Annotated in this window: 16 protein-coding genes; 3 read left to right on the top strand and 13 right to left on the bottom strand. The window is 72.7% G+C overall.

The annotated features are described in order from the left end of the window. The 4 genes from ACWGKT_RS45925 to ACWGKT_RS45910 all read right to left on the bottom strand — a co-directional run. Window positions 1-257 (bottom strand): FAD-dependent oxidoreductase (locus ACWGKT_RS45925; RefSeq protein WP_453278411.1); only part of this gene is annotated, 257 nt, incomplete at its 3' end. Window positions 258-287: 30 nt separating this feature from the next. After that, window positions 288-1,901: a succinic semialdehyde dehydrogenase gene (locus tag ACWGKT_RS45920; RefSeq protein ID WP_356159251.1), complete on the bottom strand. Its 1,614-nt coding sequence runs from the start codon at window positions 1,899-1,901 to the stop codon at window positions 288-290. Between the two features lie 104 nt (window positions 1,902-2,005). Beyond that, window positions 2,006-3,133: a protein kinase domain-containing protein gene (locus ACWGKT_RS45915; RefSeq protein WP_453278410.1), complete on the bottom strand. Its 1,128-nt coding sequence runs from the start codon at window positions 3,131-3,133 to the stop codon at window positions 2,006-2,008. 46 nt (window positions 3,134-3,179) lie between these two features. Continuing rightward, the gene (locus ACWGKT_RS45910) at window positions 3,180-4,082 is read right to left on the bottom strand and encodes an MBL fold metallo-hydrolase (protein WP_453278409.1); all 903 of its coding nucleotides are present in this window, start codon (window positions 4,080-4,082) and stop codon (window positions 3,180-3,182) included. A 72-nt stretch (window positions 4,083-4,154) separates the two neighbouring features. Here ACWGKT_RS45910 and ACWGKT_RS45905 point away from each other — a divergent pair, with 72 nt between their 5' ends. Next, the gene (locus tag ACWGKT_RS45905) at window positions 4,155-5,066 is read left to right on the top strand and encodes an AraC family transcriptional regulator (protein ID WP_453278408.1); all 912 of its coding nucleotides are present in this window, start codon (window positions 4,155-4,157) and stop codon (window positions 5,064-5,066) included. A 20-nt stretch (window positions 5,067-5,086) separates the two neighbouring features. On the opposite strand, the gene ACWGKT_RS45900 is transcribed toward ACWGKT_RS45905, so the two are convergent. From ACWGKT_RS45900 to ACWGKT_RS45875, 6 genes are all read right to left on the bottom strand, one after another. Beyond that, entirely contained in the window at window positions 5,087-6,781 is a 1,695-nt protein-coding gene (locus tag ACWGKT_RS45900; protein ID WP_453278407.1) for a serine/threonine-protein kinase, read from the bottom strand. 54 nt (window positions 6,782-6,835) lie between these two features. After that, on the bottom strand, window positions 6,836-8,494 hold the full coding sequence (locus ACWGKT_RS45895) for a serine/threonine-protein kinase (RefSeq protein WP_453278406.1): 1,659 nt from the start codon (window positions 8,492-8,494) through the stop codon (window positions 6,836-6,838). 57 nt (window positions 8,495-8,551) lie between these two features. Then, entirely contained in the window at window positions 8,552-10,267 is a 1,716-nt protein-coding gene (locus ACWGKT_RS45890; RefSeq protein ID WP_453278405.1) for a serine/threonine-protein kinase, read from the bottom strand. Window positions 10,268-10,410: 143 nt separating this feature from the next. Next, on the bottom strand, window positions 10,411-13,326 hold the full coding sequence (locus tag ACWGKT_RS45885) for a protein kinase (protein ID WP_453278404.1): 2,916 nt from the start codon (window positions 13,324-13,326) through the stop codon (window positions 10,411-10,413). A gap of 165 nt (window positions 13,327-13,491) precedes the next feature. Continuing rightward, window positions 13,492-15,615, bottom strand: coding sequence for a serine/threonine-protein kinase (locus ACWGKT_RS45880; RefSeq protein ID WP_453278403.1), 2,124 nt, complete (start codon window positions 15,613-15,615; stop codon window positions 13,492-13,494). Between the two features lie 411 nt (window positions 15,616-16,026). Further along, window positions 16,027-17,733, bottom strand: coding sequence for a glycerol-3-phosphate dehydrogenase/oxidase (locus tag ACWGKT_RS45875; protein WP_356157901.1), 1,707 nt, complete (start codon window positions 17,731-17,733; stop codon window positions 16,027-16,029). A gap of 292 nt (window positions 17,734-18,025) precedes the next feature. On the opposite strand from ACWGKT_RS45875, the gene ACWGKT_RS45870 reads away from it, so the two are divergent. Together ACWGKT_RS45870 and ACWGKT_RS45865 are read left to right on the top strand one after the other, a co-directional pair. Next, entirely contained in the window at window positions 18,026-19,234 is a 1,209-nt protein-coding gene (locus ACWGKT_RS45870) for a nucleotide sugar dehydrogenase (RefSeq protein ID WP_453278402.1), read from the top strand. A gap of 147 nt (window positions 19,235-19,381) precedes the next feature. After that, window positions 19,382-19,936 carry a hypothetical protein gene (locus ACWGKT_RS45865; protein ID WP_453278401.1) on the top strand — a complete coding sequence of 185 codons (555 nt, stop codon included), beginning with the start codon at window positions 19,382-19,384 and terminating at the stop codon, window positions 19,934-19,936. A 66-nt stretch (window positions 19,937-20,002) separates the two neighbouring features. Here ACWGKT_RS45865 and ACWGKT_RS45860 read toward each other — a convergent pair whose 3' ends face one another. From ACWGKT_RS45860 to ACWGKT_RS45850, 3 genes are all read right to left on the bottom strand, one after another. Then, complete coding sequence (locus ACWGKT_RS45860; RefSeq protein WP_453278400.1) at window positions 20,003-21,127, bottom strand: GuaB3 family IMP dehydrogenase-related protein; 1,125 nt, start codon at window positions 21,125-21,127, stop codon at window positions 20,003-20,005. Between the two features lie 136 nt (window positions 21,128-21,263). After that, window positions 21,264-22,769: an IMP dehydrogenase gene (gene guaB / locus ACWGKT_RS45855; protein WP_356157889.1), complete on the bottom strand. Its 1,506-nt coding sequence runs from the start codon at window positions 22,767-22,769 to the stop codon at window positions 21,264-21,266. A gap of 164 nt (window positions 22,770-22,933) precedes the next feature. Then, window positions 22,934-23,521: a sigma-70 family RNA polymerase sigma factor gene (locus ACWGKT_RS45850; RefSeq protein WP_235459678.1), complete on the bottom strand. Its 588-nt coding sequence runs from the start codon at window positions 23,519-23,521 to the stop codon at window positions 22,934-22,936. Between the last annotated feature and the right edge of the window lie 296 nt (window positions 23,522-23,817).

Below are 23,817 nucleotides of genomic sequence, written 5' to 3'. Positions count from 1 at the left end.
AGGTGGATGCGCTGGATGCCGTACATGCCGAGCTTCGGGGCCCACAGGTAGTTCTTCAGGTCCCACGAGTTCTTCGGCAGCGTGTCGCGGGTGAAGCGGCGACCGGCTTCCAGTACGCCGACGCGGTAGCCCTTCTCGGTGAGGCGAAGGGCGGTGACGGACCCGCCGAACCCCGATCCGACCACGACGACGTCGTAGTCGTATCCGTCGTCGTACCCGTCCTCGTCCCGGGTCTGGACAGCCTTCTCCTGCGACACGTGCTCTCCTCGTTGAGAACGGGGTGTTGTCTAGCGGAAGCGGAACGCCTTCATGAGCCGGAGGCTGCGGCTCATGAACTGCGCGTACTTCTCGTCGTCCATACCCAGCGACGGCGCCATCGGCAGCAGCCGCTGCTGGGCGACGGTCTGGGCCTCGGTGTACTTGAGGATGCCCTCGGAGCCGTGGCGGCGGCCGAGACCGGAGTCCTTCATGCCGCCCATCGGCGACTGGACGCTGCCGTAGGCGGGGGCGTAGCCCTCGTTGACGTTGACGGTGCCGGTGCGCAGCCGGGAGGCGACGTCCCGGCCGCGGCGGCCGTCCTTCGTCCACACCGACGAGTTCAGCCCGTACGGCGTGGAGTTGGCGTGCTCGACCGCCTCGTCGTCGGTCGTGAACCGGTAGATCGAGACGACCGGGCCGAAGGTCTCCTCCGCGCACACGGCCATCGGGGCCTCGACGCCGTCGAGGATGGTGGGCTCGAAGAAGTACGGGCCGATGTCCGGACGGGCGACCCCGCCGACGACAACCCTGGCGCCCTTGGCGACGGCCTCGTCCACGTGCCGCCGGACGGTCTCCAGCTGGCGCTCGCCGACCAGCGAGCCCATGTCGGCGCCGTAGGCGAGGGACTTGCCGAGCCGCATGGCCTTCGTACGGGCGGCGAAACGCTCCAGGAAGGCGTCCGCGACGGACTCGTGGACGTACAACCGCTCGATGGAGATGCACAGTTGCCCGGCGGAGGAGAAGCAGGCCCGGACCGCGCCGGCGGCCGCCTTCTCGATGTCGGCGTCGTCCAGCACCAGCATGGCGTTCTTGCCGCCGAGTTCGAGGGAGACGCCGACCAGACGCGCGGCGGCGCCCTGCGCGACCTCGCGGCCGGTGCGGGTGGAGCCGGTGAAGGAGACGTAGTCGGCGTGCTTGACGACCTCAGGTCCGACGACCGGTCCCTCGCCGAGCACCACCTGGAAGACGTCCTGCGGCAGCCCGGACTCGATGAGCAGGTCACGGGCCCACAGGGCGGTCAGGCAGGTCTCGGTGTCCGGCTTCATCACGACCGCGTTGCCCGCGACGAAGGCGGGCAGGGCGTCGCCCACGGACAGTTCGAGGGGGTAGTTCCAGGGGGCGATCTGGCCGACGACACCGCGCGGGTGGCGCAGCTCGGTCACCTTCGTCAGGGTCGGCATGGCGCCGGCGTGCCGCTTGGGCCGGAGGTAGGCGGGCGCCCTGCGGCCGTAGTGCCGGGAGGCGACGGCGACGGCCTGCACCTCCTCGTGGGCGTGCAGGCGGGCCTTGCCGGTCTCCAGCTGGATCAGGTCGAGGACCTCGGCCTGGCGCTCCAGGATCAGGTCGTGGAAGCGGAGCAGGACGGCGGCGCGCTCCCGCACCGGCCGCTTCGCCCACACGGCCTGCGCGGCGCGGGCGGCCTCGAAGGCCTTGAGGACGTCCTCGGGGGTGGACTCGGGCAGGTCGGCCAGCTTCTCGCCGGTGAACGGCGTGTGGTTGGCGGTACGGCCGGAGCCGACGACGCCCTTCGTGAGCTGGGCGATCAGCTCGGGGGTGACCACGTCGGCAGCGGTACGGGCCCCTGCGGGGGCGGGAGCGAGGGGATTCGTGCCGGTCTTTTCCGGGGCCTGCGAGTCCGTCATGAGGCGCAGGGTATGCCGGAGTGAAGGCTTTGGGTACCCGTCGGTAACGGGGATTCACGGAGTGCTCACATACCGCCAGTGTTCACTGGCAGGAAATGCGCTGATCAGGGGGTTGTACGGGGATGATCAGCCGGCGAGGGGCCCGCTCCAGGTTTTTTCGGGAGGAGGAGGCCGAGGGCCGTCAGGAGGGGACGGCGCGGCGCGGCGGCGGGTGGGCCGGGGGACGCGTGGGGCGCGGGAGCGGGGATGACCTCGGGCTCGGGGAGGGGGGCGGGGTGGGCGGCGGAGAGGGGCTCGGGCTCGGGGGCGCGCTCCGACTCGGAGGCGGATATGAGGGTGGGACCGGACACGGAGGTGGGGCCGGGTACGGACGTGGTCTCGGGGGCGCGCCCCGGCGCCGCGCCGGACACGGATGCGGGGTCCGCCCCGGGCCCGGCTCCCCGCACGGCACCGTGATCGAGTGCGCGCGTCGCCGCCGGTCCCCCGGCCAGTTCCTCCAGCGCCGCCGCGACCTGCGCCGCCCCCGGTCGCGCCTCCGGCTCTTCCGCGAGGAGGCGGGTGAGCAGTGCCCCGAGGGGGTCGGGCCGCTCCCCCGCGGGGTCCACGGCGGCCCGTAGCAGCGCGCCCAGGGACCACAGGTCGGAGGCCGGTCCGGCACCGCGCTCCGACATCCGCTCGGGCGCGACGAAGCCGCGGGCGTCCGGGGAGTCGTCCTCGACGTGGCCGATGCCGAAGTCCGTGAGGACGACGCGCCCGGTGCCGGACTCGATCAGGACGTTGGCGGGCTTGAGGTCGCGGTGCACGATGCCGACGGCGTGCGCGGCGCGCAGCGCGCCGAGGACGGCGTACCCGATGCGTGCGGCCTCGGCGGGCGGGAGCGGGCCGCGTTCGAGGACCGTGTGGAGGGACTCCCCGTGGATCAACTCCATGACGATCCAGGGAAGTCCGTCCGCGCAGCCCTCGACGACGACCTCGTGGACACGGACGGCGGCGGGATGGTCGACGCGGGCGGCGGCGCGGGCCTCGCGGACGAGCCGGTGGGCGGCCCGCTGGTGGCCCTCGCCCTCCGGGTCACCGGCCGGGCGCAGTTCCTTGACGGCGACGTCCCGCCCCTGCGCCTCGTCGCGCGCCCGCCATACGGTGCCCGTCGCGCCGGAGCCGATGCGCTCGGTCAGCCGGTAGCGCCCGCCGAGCAGCCGTCCCTCGGGCGTACGTTCACCGTCATCGCTCATGTCCCATGAGTACCGCGCGTACCACGTCCTTGTCGAAGCGGGCGGATCAGGCGGCCCGCCGATGGAAGGTGAAACCGCCGCCCTGGCGCCGCACTTCGACCGCGCCGGCGTCGGCGAAGTGCGCCGGGACCACCAACTCGTTCTCCTCGGCGGCCCGTTCGAGCACCCGTCGGCGGCTCCTTGCCGCCCGGTCCGGGTCGAGGCAGAAGCAGCTGCTGCACTCCGGGCGCAGGACCTGCACCGGGCTGTGCAGCAAATCGCCGACGAAGACGGCCTGTTCACCACGGGAGTTCAGCCGGAGCACCGACGACCCCGGCGTGTGTCCGGGCGCGGCTTCCAGGGTGAGGTGCTCGTCGATCCGGTGCTCCCCCTCCCACCGCACGGTGAGCCCGGCCCGGTGCACGGGCGCGACGCTGTCCTCGTACACGAGCCGGTCGTCCACCGCTCTACCCCCTCCGTAGCCGTTCTCCGGTCCGAAGTGGGCGTCGTCGGCGGCCGGGAGGAGGTACCGGGCGTTGCGGAAGGTGGGCACCCACTCGCCGTCCTGGTCGTGGGTGTTCCAGCCGACGTGGTCGGCGTGCAGGTGGGTGTTGACGACGACGTCGACGTCGTCCGGCCGCACCCCCGCCCGCTCCAGCCGCCCCGGCAGGTCCCCCTCCCGCCGGTGGAACAACGGGTTCCCGGGCCGTTCCCGTCCCCGCCCCACGCCCGTGTCGACGAGCACGGTGCGCCCAGCGCTGCGCAGCACCCAGGTCTGCAGGGCGGACACGGTCAGATCGCTCACGCGGTCCCAGTGCTCGGGGGCGAGCTGCTCCTCGTGCTCGGCCCACAGATGGGGCCCGACGCCGGGGACGAGGTCCCGGGTGGGCGCGAACGGGCCTTGGTACTCGACGATCCGGAGGACCTCGACGTCCCCGATCAGAAAGCTCTGCACTGCGTCATCAGCCATGTACAGGACCTTAGGAGCGCCCGGGTGAGCTTCCCAATGCCCGACTGACTCATGTGGATACGCTTGCGTCTCATGGATGTGGTGAGCGACGCGATTTCCGCCGTCCGCGCGGGCCGGCCCTCCTCCAACCGGCTGCGCGTGTCCGGGAAGTGGTGCGTGCGCCTGGCCCCCTACGAGGGCGCGGGCTTCCACGTCGTACTGGGCGGCGGCTGCCGGCTGCTCCCGGACGGCGGTGGCGAGCCCGTGGCGCTGGGCACGGGCGATGTGGTGCTGCTGCCGCACGGGGCCGGGCATGTGCTGGCCGACGGGCCGGTCGGCGCGGCGGAGCTCGGGCGTGCCGTGCCGTTCGAGGAGGTGCGGGAGGCGGACGTACGGGCTGCGGGGTCCGGCCCCGCGGTGGAGCTGCTGTGCGGCAAGTACCGCCTGGACCGCAGCCGTACGCATCCCCTGATGGCGGAGCTGCCGGAGGTGGTGCATCTGCCCAACCGGTTCGGCGCGCACCCCGAACTGCGCTCCGCGGTGGACCTGTTGGCCCGGGAACTGACCGGCAGCCGCCCGGGCGCCGCCCTCGCCCTGCCGAGCCTGCTGGACCTGCTCCTGATCTACCTGGTCCGGGCGTGGATGACCGAGGCCGAGGCGGGTGCCTGGCCGGCGGTGCTGGCCGACCCGGTGACGACGGCGGCCCTGCGCGCCCTGCACGCCGCCCCCGCGGCGCCCTGGACCAACGCCCGTCTGGCCACGGAGGCGGGCGTCTCCCGCGCCACCCTCGCCCGCCGCTTCACGACCCTGGTGGGCCGCCCCCCGATGGCCTATCTGACGTGGTGGCGCCTGACGCTCGCGGCCACCCGGCTGCGCACCTCGGACGCGCCCCTGGCCACGGTGGCCCGCGAGACCGGCTACGCCACCCCGTACGCCCTCTCGCACGCGTTCAGCCGGGAGTTCGGGGTCACTCCGGGCAAGTACCGCACCGGCGCGGCACCGTGAGGCTCAGGGCTCGGTGAGGCTCAGGGCTTGGTGACGTCCAGGTGCGCGATCGCCGTCCGCGCCACCTCACGGCCCCGGGCCGTGAAGTCGCCCTTGCCCGGGTAGCCGACGGTGAGCTTGTACATGTCGCCGGACGACGACCTGACGTAGAAGATCTGGACCTCGCGCGGGAGCGGGTTCTGTGTGTCGCTGCTGCGGTAGACGACGGTGTTCCGGGCCGCCGGTCTGCCGTGGTACGTGGCGTTGTCGTCCGGCGTGGCCCGGGGGCCCGCGGGCATGGCGAGGGCGTACTCGCCGTCGCTCTTGAACTTCTCGTTGTCGGCGTACATCTGGGCCGCCGCGGAGTTCTTGATCTCGTGGAGGGAGTCGTCGGACTTCCGCGACAGGTTGAGGCGGATCTGGACGACGCCGCTCGGGTCGGTGTAGGTGACCCAGTTCCTGTCGGTGTCGTCCTTGGCCGGCCTGCCCTGCGTGTAGGCCTTGGGCACCGTCAGGGTCACGCCCAGCTTCGGGTTCGCGCGGTGCGTCCAGCCGTCGGGCAGCGGTCCCGCGAACGGGTCGGCGAGCACCAGGTACGCCGCCACCGCCGCCGCGACGACCGCCGCACCCGCGCCGAGCCAGGCCAGGCGCCCGAGGCGGAGGCCTCGGCGGCCCCGGGCGCCCTCCGGGCGCGGGACGAGTCGCGTGGGCTCCGGGGGCGGGGTCGCGGCCGCCTCCAGGAGGGCGCGGACCCGGGCCGCGTCCGGGCGGTGGGCCGGATCCTTGTGCAGGAGGCCGGTGATGACCTCGGCGAGCGGGCCACGGGCCGAGGCCGGCGGGGCGGGAGCGGCGTTGAGCACCGACTGGAGGGTGGCGGGGGTGTTGCTGCGCCGGAACGGGGACACGCCCTCGGTGGCCGCGTACAGGACCACGCCCAGGGACCACAGGTCGCTCGCCGGGCCCGGTCGTTGGCCCAGCACCCGCTCCGGCGCGATGTACTCGGGGGAGCCGACGAAGCCGCCGGTGTCCGTCAGGTTCGTCTCGCCCTCGATCTGCGCGATGCCGAAGTCGGTGAGGACGACCCGGTCGTGCCGCCCGAGCAGCACGTTGTCCGGCTTGACGTCGCGGTGCAGGACGCCCGCGCCGTGCGCGGCCTCCAGGGCGCCCAGGACCTTCAGGCCGATCCCGGCCGCCGCGCGTGCGTCGAGGGTGCCCTCCTGGAGGGCGTCGCCGAGGGAGCGGCCGTCGACCAGTTCCATCACGATCCACGGCCGACCGTCGACCACGGCCACGTCGTGGACGTTCACCACCGCCGGGTGGTCGAGCCGGGCCGCCGCGCGGGCCTCGCGGCGCATCCGCTCGAAGGCGTTGGCGCGTTCCCGCTCGGGCAGGTGGTCCGGGACCCGCGGTTCCTTGACGGCGACCTCGCGGTCCATCGTCTCGTCCTTGGCCCGCCACACCGTGCCCATGCCGCCGTGGCCGAGCTTGGCGAGCAGCCGGTAGCGTCCGGCGATCAGCCGTCCGGCGCCGGGGTCCTGGGCGGGGGTCGGAACCGCCTGGGTGGGCACCGCGTACGGATGCGGGTCCGGCCACGCGTCCAGAACCGGACCCGGATGAGAGCCCGGACGAGGGCCCGGGTCAGGGCCCGGATGCGCGGCCGGCTTCGCGTCGGGCGGTCGCAGTACAAAACTCGTCGTGTCGTCGGCGCCGTGGCCGACTCCCCCGTCACTGCTCATGGCTCCATCACTATCGCGCCATGAGCGTCCGCAGCCACAGGGAAGACGAACCGGTCACACAGCCGTGACCGAGAAGGTGTCCACGGCGACGTCGAAGTACTCCCGCGCCTCGCGCACCTTGCCCACCGGGGCCGAGACCCACACGTCGTACAGCTGCCCGCCCTCCTCCCAGCACAGGTCGAACGTGTGACGGGGACCCTCCGCCGCGCTGAAGCCGTTCCAGGTGAACTCCCAGAGCGCGGCGGAGTGTCCGGCGTGCGTGGTCTCGGTGACCCGCCCGTCGTGGTAACCGGGGTTCGAGCCGGGCCCCTTGGCGGCCGCCCGGCGCATCACGCCCGAGGGGCCGCCCGGTTCGGGGTCGGACACCTTGATGCCGAGTCGGAACACGTTCCCCGGCGACATGTAGAAGATCCGCTCGCCCTGCGCCTTGCGGGTGAAACCCTCGGGCACGGCGAGCGAGAAACCCGCCGGATCCTGCGCGACGCGGTAACCGGACGGCGCCGTATGGCCCTTGTCGGCGGTGGGCACCGCGGAAGGCGAGCGGGTCGCCGCGGCGGTGGTGGGGGTCGGGGTGGGTGTGGGGGACGCCGACGCGCTCGCGGACGTACCCGGCGCCGAACTCGTCGGCGCGCCGCCCCCGTGCCCGGCGCCCCGCAGCAGCAGTGCCGCCGCCGACACGCCCGCCCCGGCCATCGCGGCGACCAGCAGCGCCGCGACGAGCACGCCGCGCGTGGAGCGCCGCCCGGCCCGTGGATCTCCCGAGAGCGGTTCGGGCACGGGCACGTTGCGCTGCGTCGGCGAGTACGGGATCTGCAGTTTGGGCGTGCGCCCCGTGCCCAGCCGCGGCGTACGCCCCGTACTCGACCCGCTCTGCGGCGTACGCCCCGTCTCCAGGAACGCGCGCAGCATCAACTCCGCCTCCGCCGCGTCCAGCCGCCGCTCCGGATCGCGCTCCAGCAGGCCCCGTACGACGGGCAGCAGCGGCGCGGCCTGCGCGGGCGGGTGGATCTCGGCGGCGACGACGGCGTGCAGGATGCCGCCGAGCGAGTCGCGGCGAAACGGCGACTCGCCGCTGAGCACCGCGCACAGCAGCGCCCCGAGCGACCACAGGTCGGACTCCGGGCCCGTCCTGAGCCCGGACATCCGCTCGGGCGCGGTGTACTCGGGCGAGCCCACGAACGAACCGGTCTCGGTGAGCGTGGTGGCCCCCGCGACCTGCGCGATCCCGAAGTCGGTGAGGACGACACGGTCGGTGCCGGACTCGACCAGGACGTTGGCGGGCTTGATGTCACGGTGCAGGACACCGGCCTCGTGCGCGGTGCGCAGGGCGCTCAGCAGGTCGATGCCGATCCGGGCGGCCTCGGCGGCGTCGACCGGGCCGCGCGCCGAGATCCGGTCGGCGAGCGAGCCCCCGTCGATCAGTTCCATGACGATGTACGGCCGTTGGTCGTGCTCCACGACGTCGTGCACGACGATGATGTGCGGATGACTCAACTGCGCCACCGCGCGAGCCTCACGGAGCGTACGGTCGCGGTGCAGCCGCGCCTCGTCGTCCGAGAGGGAGTCGTCCTGGGCGAGTTCCTTGACCGCCACCCGGCGGCCCAGCAACTGGTCGGTCGCCCGCCATACGACGCCCATCCCGCCGCGCCCGAGCCGCGCCTCCAGGCGGTAACGGCCCGCGATCACACGGAAGTCGTCCCCCTCGGTCCCCATGAGCCCCATCATGCCTCACCGGACGGGCTCCCTCCGGGGCGGTGACCGGACAACCACTCAGCCGGCGTCCGGCCGCCAGCTCTGCAGCACCCACTTGAACTGTTGGCTCGCCGTGGCCCAGTCCTCCGCGGGCGAGGACATGTAGATCGCGTACTCGACGCCCTCCCGGGAGACGTACGTCTCCTCGACGGCGTGTCGCGGCCCGGGGACGTACGGCGGGTCCTTCCTCAGCGCGGTCCACGTGTACTCCCACCGCGCACCCACACGGTCGCGGTAGGTGTTCTCCTCCAGGGCCACGCGACGGTAGTCGACCAGCCGCTGGAGCTGCTGCTCCAGGTCCAGCTGGTGCTCGCGGGGGTCGGCGAAGTCCGGTGACCCGTCGATGGCGATGCGGACGAAGTGCTTGCCGCCGTCGGGGGTGTAGTCGATCTGCTTGAGGTCGTCCTTGATGCTGTAGACCTTGCGCTTCCAGTCCTTGGGCAGGGAGAGGCCGAAACCGAGCGGGTCGGTGCGGGAGACCCAGTTGTCGGGGACGGCGCCGTCCTGGGACGGGGTGGCGGTGGCCGAATCCGCGGGGGCCGGACCCGAGTCGGCCCCGCCGCTGTCCTGACTGTTCTGCCGCTGCGACGAGTCCCACTTCTGCCAGCCCACCGCGGCCGCGCCACCGAGCACCGCGGCGAAGGCGACGACGAGGGCGAGCGTACGGAGGCGGCGGGTGCGGCGCGGGCGGCGGGCGGGGCCCGGGGCCGGGGCGGCCGGGGGTCCGACCACCGTCGGCGCCGCGGAGGCGTGCGACGGCGTCGGCGTCGCCGTCTCGCCGCCGTACGGGAAGCCGGTTCCGGAGGTGTACTGAGGGCCGGTCCCCGTGCCGGATCCGGAACCGGAGCCGTACCCGGTCCGGCTCCCCGCGTCCGGACCCAGGTTCTGGGTCGGCACGAACGCCTGCGCCGCGCTCGGCCGACGGCCCTCCGCCGCCTCGGCGAGCATCTGCTCGGCCTCCTCCGCGCTCGGCCGATGGGCCGGATCCTTGCGCAGCAGGGCGGTGATGACGGACCCGAGCGGACCGGCGTACTGCGGCTCGGCGGCCTCCTCCTCGACGACCGCCTGCATCGTGCTGATCGGCGAGGTGCGGCGGAACGGCGAGCGGCCCTCCACCGCCGTGTACAGCGTCGCGCCGAGCGCCCACAGGTCGGAGGACGGGCCCGGGTCGTGGCCGCGTACCCGCTCGGGCGCGAGGTAGTCGACCGAGCCGACGACCTCTCCCGTACGGGTGATGGTGGTGTCGCCCTCGATCTGGGCGATGCCGAAGTCGGTGAGCAGGACCCGGCCGTCCTGGCCTATCAGGACGTTGCCCGGTTTGACGTCACGGTGCAGCACGCCGGCGGAGTGCGCGGCGCGCAGCGCCCGCAGCACCCACAGCCCGATGCGCGCGGCCTCCCGCGCCTCGACCCGTCCGCTCTCCTTGACCTCGTCGGCCAGCGAGTTGCCCTCGACCAGTTCCATGACGATCCACGGACGGCCGTCGTGTTCCAGCACGTCGTGAATGGTCACGACGGCGGAGTGGTTGATGCGCGCGGCGGCGCGGGCCTCGGACCGGGTGCGCGCCAGGAGAACGGCCCGGTCGCTGTCGGACACATAGAGCGCCGCGGTCAACTCCTTGATGGCGACAGCACGGTGCAGCACCTCGTCGTGGGCGCGCCACACCCGGCCCATGCCGCCGCTGCCGATGGAGTCGGCCAGCCGGTAGCGGCCCGCGATGAGCAGGCCCTGCATCTGATTCACGTTGCCCCGCAATGCTCTTGACAGGGTCAGACTAAGGATCTGGTTCCCGACTGGGAACCAGGGGGGTGCCAAGGAAACCGCACTGTGACGGTTGTCGCCTCCCGAGGAAAGGACGCAAGTGGGGGCGGACCGGTTCAACCGGAGTACTGGTAGGTCGCCGAAGCCTGCTCGTACAGCCGGGTCACCTCGTCCCGCTGGGCCTCCGGGCCACGGACCTGGACCACGTGGTAGCGGCCGTCGAGCAGGATCGCGATGTTGCGGACGAACAGGTCGCGTCCCTGGGCGTCGGTCCAGGTGAACTGCCCCTCCGCCATGGTCCGTCCCCCCACCTCTATGGTTCTGAGGCCGGTGGCCGTGGCCCAGCTGGAGTCGCGGTAGGGCTGCAGCTCGTTCTCCTTGTCCCGCTGGTAGGCCATGGGGTCGCTGCCGTACTTCGACGCGCTGTCCCGCCCCGGTACGACGATGAGCTCGAAGTCACCGTGCGCGTACACCACCTGCCCGAGCCCGTTCTTGGGCGTACGGTCCCAGCCCTTGGCGACGGCGAGCCGGAAACCCTCGGGGTCCTTGCGCAGGGTGAAGCCGTCGGCGACGGAGGGGTCGCCGGTGGTCTGTGTCTCGGTCGAGGGGGCCGACTGGGACGGGTCCGGGTCAGTGCTCGGCGAGGTCTGCCCGCTCGGCTCGGACGGCTTGGCCGAGTGCGCGGCGCCGGAGGGGGCCTCACTCGCCGCGCCCGCGGACCCCGTGCGGTCGCCGCTCGCCGCGCCGTCGCGGTGTGCCTTCGGCATGAACAGCATGGCGTACGCGACCGCGCCCGCCAGCAGGAGCAGGATCAGCAGCAGGAGCGTACGGCCCAGGCTGCGCGGGGACTTCGCCTCCTGCCGGGACCGCTTGTGCCGGCCGTGCGGGCTGGTCGCGGGCAGGCCGGCGCGCCGCCTGCGCACCAGTTCGCCGCGCCGGCGCACGATCGGCAGCCGGCTCGGGTCGGCGGGCGGCGCGGCGATGACATGCGTGCCCGCCTCCGGCTCGGGCGCGGAGCGCACCAGCGAGCGCAGCCAGCCGCGCAGTTCCTCGAAGTCCAGCCGGTCGGTGGGGTCCTGGCGCAGCAGCGACTCCACCACCGGCCGCAGCGGTCCGCACTCCTCCGCGAAGGCGGGCGGCTCCGCGCACACCAACTGCACCAGCTCGGCGGTCGACTCCTCCGGATACGGCGCGTGTCCCTGTACGGCCCGGAAGAGCAGCGCGCCGAGCGCCCACAGGTCGGTCGCGGGCCCGATCGGCGCCGCCAACTGCCAGTTCTCGTGCACCGGCCCGGCCTGCTCCGGCGCCCACCGCTCGGTCACCGGCCCCACCACGGTCATCCGCACGTGCCGAGCCCGCTCGGCGGCGAGCGCGGTGGCGGGACCGCGGCGAGGAGGGGGCCCGACGGCGGGGTCGTCCCAGCGGGCCGGGGGGTACGGGGTGCCGGTGTGGGTGCCGGCGCCGGTGTGAGCGCCGGTGCGCGAGTTCGCGTCGGTATGCGGGGCGACGGCGTTCGGAGGCAGGGGCAGGCCGTCGGCGCCGGGCGCGGAACCCGCACCACCTGCGCGCCCGACGCGGGGGCGGCCCGCCTGCGAGGGAAGGACGGGAGCGGGGAGCATGCCGTCCGCGTCGAGGCCGGGCATGGGGCCGGTGTCGGCGCCGTGGGTGCCCGGGTCGGTTCCGCCCGCCGGGAGCGCCGTTCGCCGGGGGCCGCCGTCGACGGCCGTCGGGGTGCCGGCGGGGCCGGTGCGCGGTGACGCTCCGTGCCAGGGAGCGGCGTGCACGCCGTAGGGGTCGGCGATCTGGCCGGGGGGCGCGGCGCTGGTCCGGTGGTCCTGATCCGCGCGCCCGCCGGAGGCGTACGACTGGGCCGAGCCGTTCGCGCCGGCGTCGGTGTCGTCCTCGGCGGGCGGGCGGGCTCCGGGCAGCGCGGCGTGCCCGCTCTGCTGGGCCTCCTGCACCCGGGCCGCGGCACGCGCGCCCGCGCGATAGGCGGCGATCGCCCCGGCGCGCTGGGCCCGGATGTCCCCGCCGCTCTCCAACGCCCAACGGCTCTGCGTCCCCGTGGTCCCGGCCTCACCGGCCCCGTCCGCTCCGGGCACCGGCACCTGCCCGGCCGCCCGCGCCTGAATCGCCGCACGCCGGGCGGCCTCGGGATCCACGGCACCGGCACCCGGCCCACCGGAGCCGGCGGAACCGCCCTGCCCCACGGGACCCGCCCCGCCGAAGCCGACGGGTCCGCCCTGCCTGCCGGGCCGACCGAGCCCGCCGGGGCTGACGGGAGTACCCGGAGCACCGGCACCGCCCGGGGCACCCGCACCGCGGAAGCGGCCGTCGTCGCCGGGGCCGCCCGGCCCGTCGAGCCCGTACTGCTCGGCGTCACCCTCCCCGGGCGCCCCCGCGGGCCCGTCCTGGGCCGGTACCGGGTCGTAGCCGCACAGCGCCTCCTCCGCCGCCCCGACCGCGAGGCCGGTCAGCATCACGCGGCCGTCGTCGCAGACGAGGACCGTGCGGGCGGTGATGTTGCGGTGGACCCAGCCATGGGCGTGCAGCACACGCAGTGCCATCAGCACGTCGGAGGCGACCTCGGCCGCCCGGTACGGCGTCAGCGGCTTCTCGGCGAGCAGCGCGGCCAGCGGACGCGCGGCCACGAGCTCGCTGACGACCCACAGCGAGCCGCCCTCGGCGAACACGTCGAAGACCTGGTCGAGCCGCGGATGATCAGGGATGCGGGCCGCGGCCTGCGCGGCGTCCACCGCGCGCCGCACCGCCGGGTCGGCGGGCCGTCGCGTCGCCTCCCGTGCCGTCGGCGGCCGACGCCCGGCACGGTCACGCGCCGTGAAACCCTCGGGCAGCCCGTCGGCGTCGAGCACCTCCGCCTCGACGACCTCCGGCAACGGCACCTGCCGTACCAGGACTTCCTGTCCGCTGTAGGTGTCGAAGGCCCGGGTCTCGGTGAGTTCGTACTCGTCGGTGGGCGGCAGCGGCAGGCGGTAGCGGTCGGCGAGCACCCGACCCGCATAGTCGTCCACGTTGCCTCCCCCGGCCGCCCGGTTGGTCAAATCCGTTCGCCTCGCGGCCCGTTCCGTACCCATACCTGGATGCGTACGGTCCGCAACCACTCACGATACGTGCCGGAGGCAAGCTGCATTGAGGGGATGCCTGATTCTCCCCGCCGCAAACCCGGGACCCTGGGCTCACTTCTTCGGTTCGAAGGACCCCGTCAGTGTCTTCCACGTGTCCTTGCGCAGCGCGGTTCCCCAGTTCGACGCCTTCGCGGTGTACATGAGCGCGTATCCGAGGTGGTCGTTGACCACGAACCCGCGGTCGATGGTGCGGTACTTCGTCCCGCCCTCGGTGTAGGTGAACTCCCAGTCGGCCGTGTTCCAGCCCCGGTAACCGACCTTCTCTATCCGGATCTTCCGGTACTGGGAGCGGATCATGCCGCGCTCCTGGTTCTGCCAGTCCGTCACCGGGTCGCCCTTGGGCGTGCTGGTCCAGGCGACGAGCAGCTTCTGTCCCTCGGGGCCGGTGAAGCGGTCTCCCGCCGAGCTCGCGGTGGTGAACTTCCAGCCCTTGGGCAGCCCGATCGAGTACCCCTGGCCGCCCCGGTACGTCGACACCGCCGACGCGCGCCCGCCGCCGCCCGGGTCACCGGAGTCGGAGGCACCCTTGTCGCCGTCCTCCTTCCCCGGCGTGGCCCCGGTGTCCGAACCCGCCGTGGCGGCCGGCGAACCGTCACCGTCCGTGCCGGCGCCGGCGCCCTTGTCCTTCTTGGTCTCGGGGCTCGCGCTCGCCGACGCCGCGGCCTTCGAACCGCCGCCGCCCTTGGCCCCCTTGGAGCCCTTCGAGCCGTTGTCATCGTCGCCGTTGAACACGATGGCCAGCACGGTGCCGAGCACGGCGAGCACGACCACCACCACGATGATCATCAGCGTCCGCTTCGGCACCACGTCGGTGAGCGGCGCCTTGGGCACCGGCCGCGGCGGCAGATCCGGCGGCGGCACCACGGGCCACCCCGAACTCGGCTTTCCGCTCGCGGAGTCGGCGCCCTGCGCACCCCCCGACACCGGAGCCGAGGCCGAGCCCGCGGAGGAGGTGCCGCCCGGCACCCGGGGCCCGGCCACTGCCGCGGAGCCCGAACGCCCGGCATCCGCGCCCGCACCGGCACCACCAGTGCTCACGCCCCCGGCGGCCGGACTCCCGCCGGCACCGGAGGCGTTCGCGCTCTCCACACTCGCGGCGCCACTGCCGCTCTTCGTGCGCGTCGCCGCCGCCGAGGTGGCGGCCCCGGCAGCCTTGCGCACGGAACGCAGCGCGCCGCGCAGCTTCTCCGCGGCCTCCTCGCCCCGCTTGCCCCCGGCCGGACCGCCCTCGTCCACACCGCCCTTGCTCTTGGATCCGTCGGGCTGGACCGGCAGCGGCACGACACGCGTCGCGTCCAACTCCTGCGGCTCGGGCGCGCGGAGCACCGTGTCGAGCAGGGCACGGGCGCCCGCGTCGTCCAGCCGCTTGGCCGGGTCCTTGGTGAGCAGGCCGTAGATGACGTCCCGGAGCGGGCCCGCGTTCTTGGGCTCCTCCAGGGGCTCGGTCATGACGGCGGTCAGCGTCGCAATCGCCGACCCCTTGTCGTACGGCGGCACACCCTCGACCGACGCGTACAGCAGACCGCCGAGCGACCACAGGTCGGCGGCCGGTCCGGGCTTGTGACCCCGGGCGCGTTCCGGGGAGATGTAGGAGGGGGCGCCGACGAGCATGCCGGTGGAGGTGATGGACGGGTCGCCCTCGACCTGCGCGATGCCGAAGTCGGTGAGCACGACCCGGCCGTCCTCGGCGATGAGCACGTTGGACGGTTTGACGTCACGGTGCAGGATGCCCTCGCGGTGGGCGGAACGCAGCACGTCGAGGATGGCGAGCCCGACCTCGGCGGCGCGCCGCGGCTCCAGCAGGCCGTCCTCCCGGATGACCTCGGCGAGCGACTTGCCCTCGACGAGTTCCATCACGATCCACGGCCGGTCGTCCTCGTCGACCACGTCGAAGACCGTCACCGCGCTGTTGTTGCGGATCCGGGCGATCGCCTTGGCCTCGCGCAGGGTGCGCGTGATCAGGCGCCGCTTCTCGTCGTCGTCGATGTTCGACGGGAAGCGCAGCTCCTTGACCGCGACCGTCCGGCCGAGGGTCTCGTCCTCGGCACGCCAGACCGTGCCCATGCCGCCCCGGCCGAGCACGTCCCCCAGCCGGTACCGACCGGCGAGAAGACGCTCGCTCTTGTCCTGACGAGTGTCCTGACGGGATGTCCCCGCCCGCTCCGCCTCCGACATGCGTCCCCTCATGCAACCCGCCCTGACAGAGCCTCCATTGTCCCTCACCCGACAAGTGCCCAGCGCCCAGGGTGCCCGTCGCCCTCCGGCGGACCCGCGCCACGGGGCTCCAACTGAAGCGAGCGTTCCGTTTGCGTGGACGATGGTCTGAACCAGTGATGGGCGGTCCATGTCGGCCACTTCGGGCACGAGCGGTCATTTCGGCGGCCCCGGCCCGCCCCAGGGGCGCCGTCTCGTCACCTTCCGCGTACACACGGGCACCGGCACGGACACGAGCACGAGCGCGGACCCGCCCCGCGAACCCGCGTCACTCGCCTCCGAGTTCCACCCCCGCACTCTGTAGAACGAGCCAATTCCGAACGAATATCCCGCTTCACGGCACTCGTACGAGTGAAGGCCCCGTGCGACGGCTCAGAGCGGCACGATGTCCGGCGCGCCCAACCGCGCCGCGTCCGCCGTCTGGTCGTCCGGCTGGAGCTGGGACTCGCGCTCGGCCTCCACCCGCTTCTCGTAGTGCTCGACCTCGCGCTCGATCTGGTCCTTGTCCCAGCCGAGGACGGGTGCCATCAGCTCGGCGGCCTCACGGGCGCAGCGGGTGCCGCGGTCGAAGGTCTCGATGGAGATGCGGGTGCGGCGGGTGAGCACGTCGTCCAGGTGCCGGGCACCCTCGTGCGAGGCGGCGTACACGACCTCCGCGCGCAGATAGTCGTCGGCGGCCTGCAACGGCTCACCCAGGGAGTGGTCGGAGGCGATGAGGTCGAGGACCTCCTCCGCCATCGAGCCGAACCGGTTCAGCAGATGCTCCACGCGCACCACGTGCAGCCCCGTACGCGCGGCGATCCGCGCCCGCGCGTTCCACATCGCCCGGTAGCCCTCCGCGCCCAGCAGCGGGATCTCCTCGGTGACGCATTCGGCGACGCGCATGTCGAGGCCGTGCACCGCCTCGTCGACCGCGTCCTTGGCCATCACCCGGTACGTCGTGTACTTGCCGCCCGCGACGACCACGAGGCCCGGCACCGGATGGGCCACCGTGTGCTCGCGGGACAACTTGCTGGTGGCGTCGGACTCGCCGGCGAGCAGCGGCCGCAGTCCCGCGTACACACCCTGCACGTCGTCGCGGGAAAGGGGCACCGCGAGCACCGAGTTCACATGTTCCAGCACGTAGTCGATGTCGGCGCTGGACGCGGCCGGGTGGGCCTTGTCCAGGTCCCACTCGGTGTCGGTCGTACCGACGATCCAGTGGCGGCCCCACGGGATGACGAACAGGACGGACTTCTCGGTGCGCAGGATCAGCCCGGTGGTGGAGTGGATGCGGTCCTTGGGGACGACCAGGTGGATGCCCTTGGAGGCGCGGACGTGGAACTGTCCCCGCTCCCCCACCATCGCCTGGGTGTCGTCGGTCCACACGCCGGTGGCGTTGACGATCTGCTTGGCGTGGATCTGGTACTCGCCGCCGCCCTCCACGTCCTGCACCCGGGCGCCGACGACCCGTTCGCCCTCGCGCAGGAAGCCCGTCACGCGCGCGCGGTTGGCGGCCTTCGCGCCGTACGACACCGCCGTGCGCACCAGCGTCGCCACATAGCGCGCGTCGTCCATCTGGGCGTCGTAGTACTGGAGCGCGCCGACGAGGGCGTCCTTGCGCAGCGCGGGGGCCACGCGCAGGGCCTGATGGCGGCTCAGGTGGCGATGCATGGGGAGTCCCCGGCCGTGGCCGCGGGCCATCGACATGGTGTCGTAGAGCGCGACGCCGGAACCGGCGTACAGGCGCTCCCAGCCCTTGTGCTGGAGCGGGTAGAGGAACGGGACGGGCTTGACCAGGTGCGGGGCGAGGCGTTCGAGCAGCAGGCCGCGTTCCTTGAGGGCCTCGCGGACGAGCGCGAAGTCGAGCATCTCCAGATAGCGCAGTCCGCCGTGGATCAGCTTGCTCGACCTGCTGGAGGTGCCGGACGCCCAGTCACGGGCCTCGACCAGCCCGGTGGACAGGCCACGGGTCGCCGCGTCCAGCGCCGTTCCGGCGCCGACCACTCCGCCGCCCACGACCAGTACGTCCAGCTCGCGCTCGGCCATGGCCGCCAGTGACTCGGCGCGCTGCGCCGGTCCCAGTGTCGCTGTCCTCACCGCTGCCTCCCGCTGTCGATCACATCGGTCGCGTCGGCCGCACCCGGTGGGCGAAGCCCGGTTCTTCTGCCCCCTGCCCAAATTCTGACCGGCTTGCCCGACTTCAGCCACCACTCGCCCCCAGCCTGTGGACAACAGACTCATGACCAGCCGAAGACCACGAGACGACACAAGAAATCAATCCCGCAAAACGGTCATATTTACTCCTAGTCTGACAGTGCGCTGGTCCCTCCTGTCCACAGGGCTTGCGCACCTGCCCCGCGTCGGTTACTGGGAAGGACGGCCCCCCGCCATGCCCGCAGACCTCGCCGTCATCGGCCTCGGTCCCTACGGCCTGCCCCTCGCCCAGGCCGCCGTGGCCGCCGGCATCCCCACGGTCGGTTACGCCACCGGGCCCGAGGCCGGCTCCCTCAGTCCCGCCGAACTGCGCCGGATGCTCGCCAAGGGCTTCCGGCAGGCCACCGACCCCTCCGGACTGGGGCGGGTGCGCACCGCGGTGATCTGCGCGCCGACCCCGCGCGGCGCGGACGGCGGACTCGACCTCGCCCAGGTGGAGGCGGCCGCCCGCACCCTGGCCGAGCGGCTGCGCCCGCACACGACCGTCATCCTGGAGTCGCCCGTACACCCGGGCACGACTGAGGAGTTCCTGCGTCCCCTGCTGGAGAAGGGCTCGGGGCTGCGCGCGGGCCGCGACTTCCACCTGGCCTACTCGCCCAGCCGCGTCGACCTCGGCAACCGCGACTTCACCCCGGGCAACACCCCCAAGGTGATCGGCGGCCTCACCCCGGCCTGCACCGAGTCCGCAGCCGCCTTCTACGCGCGCCTCACCGACAAGGTGGTCCGCGCGCGCGGGCTGCGCGAGGCGGAGACGGTGCAGCTCCTGGAGACGAACTTCCGGCACGTCAACATCGCGGTCGTCAACGAGATGGCCGTGCTGTGCCACGACTTGGGCGTCGACCTGTGGGACGTCATCCGCTGCGCGGAGACCAAGCCGTTCGGCTTCCAGGCGTTCCGGCCGGGCCCCGGCGTCGGCGGCCACGGCGTCCCGCAGGACCTGACGAACACCCCGGGGCGCACCCTGCGCATGGTGGAACTGGCCCAGCAGGTCAACAGCCGCATGCCCCGGTACGTCGTCCAGCGCGCCGCCGCGCTCCTCAACGAGCACGGGAAGTCGGCCCGCGGCGCGCGCGTGCTGCTGCTGGGCATCACCTACAAGGCCGACCTCGCCGACCTGCAGGGCACCCCCGCCCAGGAGCTCGCGATCCAGTTGATGGAACTGGGGGCCTCCGTCAGCTACCACGACCCGCACGTGGCCTCCTGGAGCGTCCTGGGGCGCCCGGTCCCGCGCGCGGACTCCCTCTACGAGGCGGCGGCCGACGCCGACCTGACGATCCTGCTCCAGCAGCACCGGACGTACGACATGCAGGGGCTGTCCGTGAAGGCGCAGCTGCTGCTGGACACGCGCGGGGCGACGCCGACGGGGGCCGCGCACCGGCTCTGAACGGGAAAACCCGGGGGCGTTGTCGGTGGTGCCTGTTAATCTCCCCCAGTCGTCGCACAGGCGTGCCTGCGCCGCTTCGACCCACCATCCAGCTTTACAACCGGCCCCCGCGGCCGGTTTGCCCTGTCCCGTGGGGGGATTCCTGTCATGAGCCAGTCAGCGCCGCAGCCGCCGCAGCCCGGTCCGGTCGACGGCAACCCGTACGCCCAGCAGGCACCCGCCGGCGCTCCGGACGCGCCGGGTGCGCCCTACGCCCCGCAGCCGGGCGCGTTCGCCCCGCCGGTGCCGCCCGCGCCCGGCCGGGACAACCTCGTCCTCGGCCTGGTCGCCGCGGTCGCCGGCGCCCTGGTCGCGGCCGCCCTCTACGGCGTCGTCATCGGTCTCACCGAGCACGAGATCGGCTGGGCCGCGATCGGCGTCGGCTACGTGATCGGTGCCGCGGCCGGCAAGATCGGCGGCCGTAACCCCGCCATCGCCATCGTCAGCGCCGTCCTCGCGCTGGGCGCCGTCTACCTCGGCCAGCTGGTCGGCGACGCGATGATGATCACCGACCAGTTCCACCTGAACTTCTCCGAGGTGTTCTTCGATCACTTCGACGGCGTCCAGGAGGTCTGGAAGAAGGGCGCGGACCCGCTCACCTTCGCCTTCTTCGGCATCGCCGCGTTCGCCGCGTTCTCCGGCGCCCGCAAGGCCGCCGCGTAACGCCTCCCCCGCAAGGGAAAGGGCCCGCCCACCGCACCGGTGGACGGGCCCTTCGCGTCGTACGGGTCAGCGCTTGTGCTGGCTGTCCGCCACCGTGACCTCGACCCGCTGGAACTCCTTGAGCTCGCTGTAGCCGGTGGTGGCCATGGCGCGGCGCAGGGCGCCGAAGAAGTTCATCGAGCCGTCCGGGGTGTGGGACGGGCCGGTGAGGATCTCCTCGATCGTGCCGACCGTGCCCAGGTCGACCTTCTTGCCGCGGGGCAGCTCCTCGTTGACCGCCTCCATGCCCCAGTGGTGGCCCTTTCCGGGCGCGTCCGTGGCACGGGCGAGCGGGGAGCCCATCATCACGGAGTCGGCACCGCAGGCGATCGCCTTCGGGAGGTCGCCGGACCAGCCGACGCCGCCGTCCGCGATCACGTGCACGTACCGGCCGCCGGACTCGTCCATGTAGTCGCGGCGGGCCGCGGCCACGTCGGCGACGGCGGTGGCCATCGGGACCTGGATGCCGAGCACGTTGCGCGTGGTGTGCGCGGCGCCGCCGCCGAAGCCGACCAGGACGCCGGCCGCGCCGGTGCGCATCAGGTGCAGGGCGGCGGTGTAGGTGGCGCAGCCGCCGACGATCACCGGGACGTCCAGCTCGTAGATGAACTGCTTCAGGTTCAGCGGCTCGTGCGAGGACGAGACGTGCTCCGCGGAGACCGTCGTACCGCGGATGACGAAGATGTCCACTCCCGCGTCCACGACCGCCTTGGAGAACTGGGCGGTGCGCTGCGGGGAGAGCGCGGCCGCCGTGACCACGCCGGAGTCGCGCACCTCCTTGATGCGCGCGCCGATCAGCTCCTCCTTGATGGGAGCCGCGTAGATCTCCTGGAGGCGGCGGGTGGCCGACTCCACGTCCAGCTCGGCGATCTCGTCGAGCAGCGGCTGCGGGTCCTCGTGCCGCGTCCACAGGCCTTCGAGGTTGAGCACGCCCAGGCCGCCGAGCTCGCCGATGCGGATCGCGGTGGCCGGGGAGACGACCGAGTCCATGGGGGCGGCCAGGAAGGGCAGCTCGAAGCGGTAGGCGTCGATCTGCCAGGCGATCGAGACCTCCTTCGGATCCCGCGTACGGCGGCTGGGGACGACGGCGATGTCGTCGAAGGCGTACGCCCTGCGGCCGCGCTTGCCGCGCCCGATCTCGATCTCAGTCACGTCTGTGGCCTTTCCCTCTGCGTTTCAGCGTCTTCCAGTATCGCCGACGGCCACGGCGGCGCCGCTTGGCAGGTGCGCCGAGGGCGGCCCCGGAAGCTCCGGGACCGCCCTCGGCCATGTCACGCGCGCGGACGCCTCACCGCTTGGCGCTGTAGTTCGGCGCCTCGACCGTCATCTGGATGTCGTGCGGGTGGCTCTCCTTCAGGCCCGCCGAGGTGATCCGCACGAAGCGGCCCTTGGACTCCATCTCCTCGATGGTGGCGGCGCCCACGTAGCCCATGGTCTGGCGCAGTCCGCCGACGAGCTGGTGCAGGACGTTGGCCAGCGGGCCGCGGTAGGGCACCTGGCCCTCGACGCCCTCGGGCACGAGCTTGTCGTCGGTGGCGACCTCGGCCTGGAAGTAGCGGTCCTTCGAGTACGACTTGCCCTGGCCGCGGGACTGCATGGCGCCCAGCGACCCCATGCCGCGGTACGACTTGAACTGCTTGCCGTTGATGAAGAGCAGCTCGCCCGGGGACTCCTCACAGCCCGCGAGCAGGCTGCCCAGCATGACCGTGTCGGCGCCGGCGGCGAGCGCCTTGCCGATGTCGCCGGAGTACTGCAGACCGCCGTCGCCGATCAGCGGGATGCCCGCCGGGCGGGCGGCGAGGGAGGCCTCGTAGATGGCGGTGACCTGCGGGACACCGATACCGGCGACCACCCGGGTGGTGCAGATCGAGCCCGGGCCGACACCGACCTTGATGCCGTCGACACCGGCGTCGATCAGCGCCTGGGCGCCGTCACGGGTGGCGACGTTGCCGCCGATCACGTCGACGTTCACGCTGGACTTGATCTTCGACATCCAGCTGAGGGCGTTGCTGTTGTGGCCGTGCGAGGTGTCGACGACCAGGAAGTCCACACCGGCCTCGGCGAGCGCCTGGGCGCGCTCCAGCGCCTCGGGGCTGGCGCCGACGGCGGCACCGACGAGCAGCCGGCCCTCGGAGTCCTTGGCGGCGTTGGGGTACTGCTCCGCCTTGACGAAGTCCTTGACCGTGATCAGGCCCTTGAGGATGCCCGCCTCGTCGACCAGCGGAAGCTTCTCGATCTTGTGCTTGCGCAGCAGCTCCATCGCCTCGACGCCGGAGGTACCGACCTTGCCGGTGACCAGCGGCATCGGCGTCATGACCTCGCGGACCTGGCGCGTGCGGTCGCTCTCGAAGGCCATGTCACGGTTGGTGACGATGCCCAGCAGCTTGCCGGCCGGGTCGGTGACCGGGACACCGCTGATGCGGAACTTGGCGCACAGCGCGTCCGCGTCGGCGAGCGTGGCCTCGGGGTGCACCGTGATCGGGTCGCTGACCATGCCGGACTCGGACCGCTTCACCAGGTCGACCTGGTTGACCTGGTCCTCGACGGAGAGGTTGCGGTGCAGCACCCCGACGCCGCCCAGCCGCGCCATCGCGATCGCCATGCGGGACTCGGTCACCTTGTCCATCGCCGCCGACAGCAGCGGGATGTTGACCCGAACGTTGCGAGAGATACGGGACGAGGTGTCGACCGCGTTGGGAAGCACCTCGGAGGCGCCCGGCAGCAGCAGCACGTCGTCGTAGGTCAGCCCGAGTGTCGCGAATTTTCCGGGCACTCCGTCGACGTTGGCAGTCATGACACCTTCCCCAAATGGCCTTGATCGGTGCGGATGTCCATGCTAACGGGAAGCATGGCTAGCAAATTCCACGGTGTGGAGTGACTTCAGGCTTCGTATGTTCGTACGGAAACGAACGCGCGCCTGTTCACAAAGGGGAGCTACGAAGGCTCCGCACAAGGCTGTTACTGCTCGGCGAGCGCGCGCAGCCGGCTCAGCGCCCGGTGCTGGGCCACCCGCACGGCGCCGGGTGACATTCCCAACATCTGTCCCGTTTCCTCCGCGGTCAAGCCCACGGCGATCCTCAGCAGCAGCAGTTCGCGCTGGTTCTCCGGGAGGTTGGCCAGCAGTTTCTTGGCCCATTCGGCGTCACTGCTGAGCAGCGCGCGCTCCTCGGGTCCCAGGGAGTCGTCCGCGCGCTCGGGCATCTCGTCCGAGGGGACGGCCGTCGAACCGGGGTGGCGCATCGCGGCGCGCTGGAGGTCGGCGACCTTGTGCGAGGCGATGGCGAAGACGAACGCCTCGAAGGGGCGGCCGGTGTCCCGGTAGCGGGGCAGGGCGAGCAGGACCGCTACGCAGACCTCCTGGGCGAGGTCCTCGACGAAGTGACGTGCGTCGCCGGGCAGCCGGGACAGACGGGTGCGGCAGTAGCGCAGCGCGAGGGGGTGGACATGAGCGAGCAGGTCGTGCGTGGCCTGCTCGTCCCCGTCCACAGCGCGATGCACGAGCGCACCGATCGCCCCTTGGGCCGTGCCCGCCTCGTCGTCGCGCATCGGTCCATGGTGCCTTGCGGCCGTACGGTCCGTCGCATCGCGTCCGTGGTTGTGCACCGAAGCGTTATGAGTAGGTGCGCCGGCACTCATTCCCTGCGCCCTCCCCTTCCGCTCGACCGACTCGTCCCCGAGAGACTCCACACCTCCAAGGATGCGGCATCCGCGGCGAAACGAGCAGCGGGCATCCTACGGGCCGTCCGAACCGCTCGATCCCGGCCGCCTTGCGGCGGGCGGCCGGCCGCGGACCGGCCGCGCCCCCGCCCGGTCCCGTCGTCGGACTCCCGCCGCCCTTCGGG

Source organism: Streptomyces sp. NPDC054794 (assembly GCF_053611585.1).
This window is presented reverse-complemented; position numbering and strand designations above follow the sequence as displayed.